Here is an 8,349-nt window from a genome sequence, read left to right as displayed (position 1 = left end):
AAACTGTTTCAGCCATCAAAGCTACACAGAAGATGTTGAATATAATTTAGTAAGGGTAGAGGGTTTAGGCAAAGAGGCATTAGTTTTTAATATAGTTAAAGTTCTACAATTAAAATTATGGGATTGATAAAAAGCTACAGAGATTTAAAAGTCTGGCAAAAAGGACTTGATTTAGTTATCTTATGTTATTCTCATACTTCTTTTTTTCCAAAAGAAGAACAGTATGGGTTGACTAACCAGATTCGTCGATGTGCTGTTTCAATTCCAAGTAATATCGCTGAAGGTTATGGACGGTCTTCAACTGCCGATTATAAAAGATTCTTGCACATGGCTTTAGGGTCATTGTATGAGTTACAGACCCAAATAGAAATTGCAAAAAGGTTAAACTATCTGACTGAAAATGCTTTTGTTGAAATAGATAGCATGAGTATCGAGTTAGATAAAATGTTGTATTCTCTTATAAAAAAAATAAATTGAAAGGTTTTGTTTAGGGTAGACTTTTTGCCTAGTGCCTAACAACTCCTTGCCTTAGAAATAAAATGAAAAAGCATATCTTAGTCGTTCCCGGTGATGGCATCGGACAAGAAGTTACCGCTGTAGGTAAAAAAGTTTTAGAGAAAATCGCTGAGAAATTCGGTCATGAGTTTACTTATGACGAAGCACTAATCGGTCACGTTGCTATCGAAGCTACAGGAGAGCCACTTCCTGCTGAGACTTTGGAGAAAATGCGTGCTTCTGATGCAATCCTTTTTGGGGCTGTTGGTCACATCAAATATGATAACGATCCACATGCAAAAGTTCGTCCTGAACAAGGATTGTTGAAAATGCGTAAAGAGTTAGGATTGTATGCTAACTTACGTCCTATCAAATTGTTTGATGAGTTATTAGAAGCATCAAGCATCAAGCCTGAAATCTTGAAAGGCGCAGATATCTTGTTCTTCCGTGAGTTAACAGGTGACGTATATTTCGGTAAAAGAGAGCGTATCGAAGACGGAAATACAGCGTATGATACGATGATTTATAGCAAATACGAAGTAGAACGTATTGCTCGTAAAGCATTTGACGCAGCTATGACTCGTGGTAAAAAATTAATGTCAGTTGATAAAGCAAACGTGTTAGAATCTAGCCGTTTGTGGAGAGAAACTGTACAAGCAATTGCTCCAGAGTATCCAGAAGTAGAAGTAACACATCAATTTGTTGACTCTGCTGCGATGATGTTAATTAAAGATCCAAAGCAGTTTGACGTAGTAGTAACAGGTAACTTGTTTGGTGACATCTTGACGGATGAAGCTTCTCAAATTGCTGGTTCAATGGGTATGTTGGCATCTGCTTCGGTAGGAGATAGCACAGGTGTATATGAGCCAATTCACGGTTCGGCACACGATATTGCTGGAAAAGGCTTAGCTAACCCAATGGCTTCGGTATTGTCAGCAGCGTTGTTGTTGGATATCTCTTTTGGCTTGAAAGAAGAAGCAAACGTAGTAATCAACGCAGTAGACCAAGTTCTAAAAGCTGGTTTCCGTACGGGCGATATCGCTACAAAAGATACTCCTAAAGATATGATTTTGGGAACAGATGCAATTGGAGAAGAAATTTTGAATAGAATCTAATTCTAATCAAACATAATCTTTCTAAAAAAGGGGCTGAGTAATCAGTCCCTTTTCTTTTTATAAAAGTTTACTGATTTGGGAGAAAACTAAAAATCCCTGTAGCTTTGTGCATTATTAATGTTGAAACTATGGTTTTTCGCTCTCTCAAATATTTGCTCATTATCTTCTTCCTAGGATATTATCCACTTTTTGCACAGTCGGATACGCTGCATCATCAAAGATTACGGAATTTAATTTTGGCTGAATCAGTTGCTTACACAGGAGCTATTGCAGGACTAAGTTCGGCTTGGTATGGTGAAAAAGCACAAGGCTTTCGCTTTTTTGATGATAATTCAGAATGGCTTCAAATTGATAAATTAGGACATTTTTATACCAATTATCATCTGACCAGAGTGAATTCCCAAGCCTTCAGATGGGCGGGTTTATCTCCACAAAAAGCCGCCTTATGGGCAGGAATTTCTAGTTTAACCTTTATGACAACCATTGAAATATTAGATGGTACACAGCCAGATTATGGCTTTTCATGGGGCGATATGACAGCGAATATTCTTGGACCCAGCCTTTATGTTGGACAGCAATATTTATGGGGCGAAACTCGCATTCAGCCCAAATGGTCATTTCATCATACTAGCCTTGCGGCTCAAAACCCAAAGCTTTTGGGAAAATCGGCAAGTGAACAATGGCTCAAAGATTACAACGGACAGACCTACTGGTTTTCTGGAAATATCAGTAGTTTTTTACCCAAACAAAACAAATTTCCAAAATGGCTTAACTTGGCTGTAGGGTATGGTATTCAAGATATGGTCAATGCAGAAGTCGCTAAGAGTCAGCAAAATGGATTTTTCCCATACCGACAATATTATCTGGCTTTAGATTTTGATTTGAGTCGTATCCGAACAAAATCCAAGTTTTTAAAAGGTCTTTTATTTCTTGTAGACCAAATCAAAATTCCTGCTCCAACGCTTGAGTTTAGTGCTAAAAAAGGAATTATTTTTCATCCTATCTATTTTTAGGATAAATCAATATCCTCGAAAAAGGATTTAAGAGAAAATAACATTTCGTTACCCAAATTGTCTGTAATATTGTATAAAAATAGTTAACTAAGCTGTTATTCAACCAAAGAAAACAATTTTAAAATGAATATAGGAGATAGAGTTCGTCTTGTGCACGGACGTGAAGAAGGAATAGTTACCAAAATTTTACCAAATAATATTGTCGAGGTCGAAATTGAGGATGGTTTTCGTATTCCCATTAAAAGAAACGAAGCAGTGGTAATTTCGGAATTAGAACAAAAGGTATTCAAAGCCCCCGTTGTTTCCACACCGACTTTCGAACCTCAACGCTCAATTCACGACAGAGTTGGCCCAACCACTTCCGACGTTTTGTCAAATAAAGGAATCTATATGGCCTTTGTTCCTGTCAATGACCGAGAACTTTCTCAATACATCATCAACAATACAGATTGGGATTTGCCGTTTATGCTTTCGGTAGGTATCGACCCTCATCACAAGGGCTTGGCTTCGGGGATATTAAAACCCAAAACCCAGCAAAAAGTACAACATGTTTTAGTACCAGAGTTCGAAAATTGGGGAACTTTTACTTTTCAAGCGTTTTATTATCGCCCTGCTTTTATGCAGTTGAAGCAGCCTTTGATTAAGTCTATTAAGTTTAGAATTAATACTTTTTTTAAGAATAAACAAAAAGCCCCAGTTCTTAACCAAGATGCCCATTTGTTTCAATTGGATATAGAAGATTCTGTTAATCCAGTAAAGATTGAACCAGATAAGATTGTAGAGAAAATGTTTGAGAAATCATCATCTACGCCTACGCTGGTTATACCACCCAAGCCAGCCAAAGTGGTAGATTTGCATATCGAAGAATTGTCAGATGACTATTTGTTTATGTCAAACCGTCAGATATTAGAATTACAGTTAAGTACTTTTGAAAAGCAGTTCGAAGCCGCAATTGCGAATGGTATGGACGAAATTGTTTTTATCCATGGCGTAGGGAATGGCGTTTTACGCAACGAATTGCACAAAAAACTTTCAGGCCACAAAAACGTCAAATATTTTGAAGATTCACAAAAAGAAAAGTTTGGTTATGGCGCAACCAAAGTAAAAATTAAATAAGAATTAAAGATATTTTTCATTAAACCCTCATTTCACAATGAAAAAATTGATTGCTGCCTTTGCCCTAGGAACCCTAATTTTGCAAGGCTGCGCAAGTTCAACTAATACAGGTGCCAATACCGCAAACCCAACCGCACCTACCGAATCCTATAATGTAAAAGGGAAACAAGTGGAACGTTATTTATCTACCTTAGGAATACCTTTCGAGATTACCATGGCCGATGTGTCTCGTCAGATTAATACCAATGTGAAAGACTTGGTATTTGAGGACAATAGCATGGATGATAACAATTATGATAATTTCATGTGTAAAGTCTGGAAGCGAGAAGATATTACGGTAACTGCCCAAAACGAGACTTTTAACTTTACTGTACCTCTAAAAGTTTGGGTAAAAGTGGGCTACAAAGTAATGGGAATGCAACTGCCAGCACAAGAGTTACAATTTGATTTTAACGTAAAATTCGGTTCAAAATTCTCTATTAATCCCAATTGGGAGGCCAATGTACAAAGTTTCCCGATGGGCTATGATTGGATTAAAAAGCCCACTATCCGCATTGCTGGTTATGACATCAATGTTACTTCATTGGTCGAAAAGGCTCTAACTTCAAAACAAGGTACTATTCTAAAGGCTTTGGATGATGCCGTTCGCAAAAATGTAGATGTCAAAAAATATGTGGTTCAAGCTTGGAATACAGCTATGCAGCCTTACTTGTTGTCTGAGAAGTATCGTACTTGGTTGAAAATTACCCCAGTAGAATTGCAAATGACTCCGTTGGTTACCACAGCCAACAGTATCAAATCGACTATAGCGATTAAAGCTTATACCGAAACTGTTACAGGAACAAAGCCTGCGGTTCAGGCGGTTAATTCAGTACCAGATTTGAAGGTAGTTCAACAAATTCCCCAAGATTTTCAGATAGGAATCATTGCTGAAATTCCGTATAACGAAGCAGCTAAACTTACGGCTGATACCTTGGTCGGACAAAATTTTTCATTTAAAGAAGGAAAATATAATGTTGGGGTTACAGGTATCGATATATACGGTAGTAACGAAAAAGTTGTAATTAAAGCTGGATTGAAAGGAAGCGTAAATGGGAATATTTATTACAAAGGTATTCCGACTTATAATCCGACCACTAAATCTGTCTACTTAGAAAATTTTGATTATGATTTAGAGACAAAAAACCTTTTGCACAGAACGGCTAGTTGGATTTTTCAAGGAAAATTCAACTCAGTGATGAAAAACGCTATGACCTTTCAGATAGGTGGTCAAGTAGATGATATGAAAAAACAAATTCAGGCCAATTTAAATAAACAAGTAAGCAAAGGTATTAGCTTGAATGGAAATATCACCGACTTAGATCCTGATAAGGTTTATCTGACACCGAATTCGATTGTAGCAGTTATATTTGCTAAAGGAAAGTTAAATCTCAAGGTCGATGGCCTGTAGTATCAAGAGGCTGGATACCTTCGTATTTGAAGCTTTTTGCAATCAATCCATAAATTTCGCTACCTTTGTGGCAGAGTAAGTCGTCTTATCGCCTCTACATGAGTTAGGGGAGGAAAGTCTGGACAACAAAGAGCATCATGCTTCCTAACGGGAAGGCACGGTTTTGGTGACGAAAACGTGACAGCTAGTGCCACAGAAAATTACCGCCTGCAAAGGTAAGGGTGAAAAGGTAGAGTAAGAGCCTACCGCCCGTTTGGTGACAAGCGGGGCAGAGGTAAACCTCATGAGTTGAAAGACCAAATAGGCTGACGAGAAAAACCTTCGGGTTTGGAAAAAGGGTTGCTCGCCCGATGTCAGTGGGTAGGTTGATAGAGCGTATCGGTGACGATTCGTCGAGATAAATGGTAAGACAGCGTAGTACTTAGGCATATTGCGACTGACAGAATCCGGCTTATAGACTTGCTCGGAGCCTTATTGCTACTCGTAGTTTACTGCGAGTAGCTTCTTTACCTATTGAATTGGCTCGCAAGGAGTGATATTGCCCTAATAAATGCATAAAAACTCTTTTTTCGTTAGCTTACGGCACAATGCTGATAGCTCATTGCCTGAAAACTTAATTTTTTGCGCTAGCGACTTTGGGTATAACTTTTCCAAAATAAACATAGAAGTTTTGTGCTTAGTGCCTACGGCTTACCGCCTAAAGCACTCAAGTTGAATCTAATTTTGCACGATAACTTATTTTGAATACTTTTTTTGAGATTTTTCCCAAAGAACCTTGTTAACTGCGTAAATTTGATTATCTTTGCACTCCAATTTACAAATACCATAACCGAAGGACGGGTTCCTTCACTAAAAAGTAAATAAAAAATGGCTGTTAAAATTAGATTAGCACGTCGTGGACGTAAAAAATTAGCGATTTTCGATATCGTAGTAGCAGATGCTAGAGCTCCTCGTGATGGTCGTTTTATCGAAAAAATCGGTACTTACAACCCAAACACAAACCCTGCAAGCATCAATCTTAATGATGATAAAGCGTTGCAATGGGTAATGAATGGTGCTCAGCCAACTGATACTGCTCGTGCGATTTTGTCATACAAAGGCGTATTGTTGAAAAAACATTTGCAAGTAGGTGTTAACAAGGGTGCTATTTCTCAAGAAATTGCTGACGCTAAATTCAATGAGTGGAAGAATGTTAAAGATTCTAAAATCTCAGGAAAAGCTGATTCATTGCTTTCTAAGAAAGAAGCTGATAAAGCTGCTCGTTTAGCTGAAGAAACTAAAGTGAACATTGCTCGTGCTGAGGCTATTGCAAAGAAAAACGCTGTAGTTGAAGAAGCTCCTGCTGCTGAAGAGGCATCTCAAGAAGCTGCTGAAGAGTCTGCAGAGTAATTCTCAAAAGACATTACCTATATTAAATGATACAAATCTATTATTACTCTAGATTTGTATCATTTTTTGTTTATAGACTTCCCAAAATGTTCCTTTATCCAATCGGATTTGGACATACTTCAATAAATTACTAAAATGACAAAAGAAGATTGTTTTGAATTAGGTAAAATTACCAAAACGCATGGCATAAAAGGAGAGGTTATCCTCTGGCTTGATGTTGATTTTCCTGAAGATTATGAGGAAATGGATAGCGTATTTCTGGAAGTAAGAGGTGAACTAGTCCCTTTCTTTATGGAATCTTATCAGTTGCGCGGTAATCGTGCAATTGTAAAGTTTGAGGATTGCGATACCTTCGAGCAAGCAGAAGGCCTTGTCAATTTACAAGCATTCCTTCCTTTAGAAGTTTTACCAGAATTAGCAGGTGAGCAATTTTATTATCATGAAGTTATAGGATTTCAGGTGATTGACCAAAAAGAAGGGCCTTTAGGATTAGTACAAACAGTTTACTCAATGCAAGCCCAAGATTTGTTAGTAATGATTTACCAAAATAAGGAGGTTTTGATTCCAATGGACTCCGAAATTGTGTTGAGTGCCGATAAAAATGCTCAAACCATTCTAGTTAACCTGCCAGATGGCTTGTTGGATGTATATTTGAATGACTAATCTAAACTTGAAGAAATCATGCGTATTGATATTATTTCGGTTGTTCCAAAATTAATGGAAAGCTTTTTTGCTCATTCAATAATTAAAAGAGGAGCTGAGGCTGGCCATGTAGAGGTTGTACTACATGATCTTCGTGATTATTCGTTGAGCAAACATCGTCAAGTAGATGATTATGCCTTTGGCGGTGGCGCTGGAATGGTGCTTAGTATAGAGCCTATTGCTAGGTGTATACGTAAACTTCAAGGTGAGAGAACCTACGATGAGGTGATTTATATGACTCCCGATGGAGAGACTTTTAACCAAAAAATTGCTAATACCTTATCCCTAAAAGGTAACTTGATTTTTCTGTGCGGTCATTACAAAGGAGTTGATCAACGTGTTCGTGATTTGTTTGTAACGAAGGAAATCTCCATCGGAGATTTTGTTCTTTCGGGAGGGGAGTTGGCCGCAGCTGTATGTGCAGATGCGATTATCCGCCTTATTCCTGGTGTGCTAAATGATGAAACTTCGGCATTGACCGATTCATTTCAAGATAACTTGCTAGCTCCTCCCGTATATACACGTCCAGCTGAGTTTGAAGGAAATCAGGTGCCAGAAATTTTGTTGTCTGGGCATGAAGCAAAAATCACAGAATGGCGTTTTGAGCAAGCCATCGAACGTACTAAATTACGTCGACCAGATTTGTTGAATGATTCTGTTTTTTAGTAGAATCAGAAAGTTTAGCATGACTATTGTTATAAACTTATTTGGATAAGTAACATTGTAAAAGATAATCTAAATATCCGGCTTACAGCCTTTAGTTTAATGCTGTAAGCCGAATGATTAGAAGTATTTCTGTAAAATAATGCCGACTTGCTATCTTGTACTTATGGTGCAAGGCTTACTACTAAAATCGTTTGTACCTTATTACTTAACTTTAGCCTTTTTAACTTTTAATTTCTGCTACTAACCGCCCCTAATTAATACCTAAGCAAATAAAACTTCCAAATTTTCTTTTTATTGATTCTGACTATAGGTTTTTGAGTAAAAATAAATTTTGAAATGTTGGTAAAACAACAAGATTATAAATTATTCGTAGATAATTCTGCATGTACCATCGTTTTTCATA

At 37.4% G+C, this 8,349-nt stretch carries 8 protein-coding genes and 1 other RNA gene; all 9 read left to right on the top strand.

The annotated features are described in order from the left end of the window. The first annotated feature begins 117 nt into the window (after positions 1 to 117). The 9 genes from ACOVQ4_RS12760 (at position 118) to trmD (ending at position 7,946) form a co-directional block, all read left to right on the top strand. Positions 118 to 477, top strand: a complete 360-nt coding sequence (locus tag ACOVQ4_RS12760) for a four helix bundle protein (RefSeq protein WP_421821025.1) — start codon at positions 118 to 120, stop codon at positions 475 to 477. Between the two features lie 62 nt (positions 478 to 539). Next, positions 540 to 1,610, top strand: coding sequence for a 3-isopropylmalate dehydrogenase (leuB, locus tag ACOVQ4_RS12755; RefSeq protein ID WP_421821024.1), 1,071 nt, complete (start codon positions 540 to 542; stop codon positions 1,608 to 1,610). Between the two features lie 128 nt (positions 1,611 to 1,738). Next, complete coding sequence (locus ACOVQ4_RS12750) at positions 1,739 to 2,623, top strand: DUF2279 domain-containing protein (protein WP_421821023.1); 885 nt, start codon at positions 1,739 to 1,741, stop codon at positions 2,621 to 2,623. A gap of 123 nt (positions 2,624 to 2,746) precedes the next feature. Then, positions 2,747 to 3,739, top strand: a complete 993-nt coding sequence (locus ACOVQ4_RS12745) for a DUF2027 domain-containing protein (RefSeq protein ID WP_421821022.1) — start codon at positions 2,747 to 2,749, stop codon at positions 3,737 to 3,739. A gap of 37 nt (positions 3,740 to 3,776) precedes the next feature. Beyond that, positions 3,777 to 5,189 carry a DUF4403 family protein gene (locus ACOVQ4_RS12740; protein ID WP_421821021.1) on the top strand — a complete coding sequence of 471 codons (1,413 nt, stop codon included), beginning with the start codon at positions 3,777 to 3,779 and terminating at the stop codon, positions 5,187 to 5,189. Positions 5,190 to 5,261: 72 nt separating this feature from the next. Then, positions 5,262 to 5,659: RNase P RNA component class A (gene rnpB, locus ACOVQ4_RS12735), an RNA gene on the top strand. 397 nt (positions 5,660 to 6,056) lie between these two features. Then, positions 6,057 to 6,578: a 30S ribosomal protein S16 gene (locus tag ACOVQ4_RS12730; protein ID WP_421821020.1), complete on the top strand. Its 522-nt coding sequence runs from the start codon at positions 6,057 to 6,059 to the stop codon at positions 6,576 to 6,578. Positions 6,579 to 6,713: 135 nt separating this feature from the next. Further along, on the top strand, positions 6,714 to 7,241 hold the full coding sequence (gene rimM, locus ACOVQ4_RS12725) for a ribosome maturation factor RimM (protein ID WP_421821019.1): 528 nt from the start codon (positions 6,714 to 6,716) through the stop codon (positions 7,239 to 7,241). Positions 7,242 to 7,259: 18 nt separating this feature from the next. Next, a complete protein-coding gene (trmD, locus tag ACOVQ4_RS12720; RefSeq protein ID WP_421821018.1) occupies positions 7,260 to 7,946 on the top strand; it encodes a tRNA (guanosine(37)-N1)-methyltransferase TrmD in 687 nt (228 codons plus the stop codon). Positions 7,947 to 8,349: the final 403 nt, after the last annotated feature.

It is taken from the genome of Flectobacillus sp. (assembly GCF_049240685.1).
Classification (GTDB): domain Bacteria; phylum Bacteroidota; class Bacteroidia; order Cytophagales; family Spirosomataceae; genus Flectobacillus.
Note: the sequence above shows the minus strand (reverse complement) of the source record. Positions and strands in the feature narration are given on the sequence as shown.